The organism is Streptomyces sp. SP17BM10, assembly GCF_036322405.1.
Taxonomy (GTDB): domain Bacteria; phylum Actinomycetota; class Actinomycetes; order Streptomycetales; family Streptomycetaceae; genus Kitasatospora.
This window is the reverse complement of record NZ_JAQYXB010000291.1, coordinates 1-400: the sequence shown is the minus strand read 5'-3', so window position 1 is coordinate 400 and position 400 is coordinate 1. Positions and strand designations below refer to the sequence as shown.

The following is a 400-nucleotide window of genomic DNA, read 5'->3' as shown; positions in this document are numbered from 1 at the left end:
GGCGTTCCGCCTGTTAAGGGGCACCTTGTGTGCCGCCGTGAGCGTGCAGGCCGCAGACCAGGAGAGCGGCAACTGGCCGCCTTTTCCTAGCGCGGGCTTTGCAGTACTGGTCGACCGGTCGGTTCAGATGGTCGAGCCGCAGGGGGGTTTTGTGGGGTTGTTGGGGGCTTACATCGGTTTTTTTTTTTTTTTTTTTTTGTTGTGTTTTTTTTTTTTTTTTGTTTTTTTTTTTGGGTTTGGGTCGGTGGCGGTTTTGTTTGGGGGGGGTGGGGGTTTGTTGGGGTTTTGGCGGTCCCAGAAACCAACCGCCCCCCCACCCCACGCCCCGAAACACAACCACCCCCCGCCCACCCCGCCCCGGCCCCAGCCGGCGCGCCGGGGGCGCCGCCCGGGGCGCGGC

General features: G+C 61.8%; 1 pseudogene. It reads left to right on the top strand.

Annotated elements, in window-relative coordinates:
- Positions 1-160: 160 nt before the first annotated feature.
- Positions 161-400 (top strand): annotated as a pseudogene (locus tag PUR71_RS01415) (hypothetical protein); the annotation flags it as partial.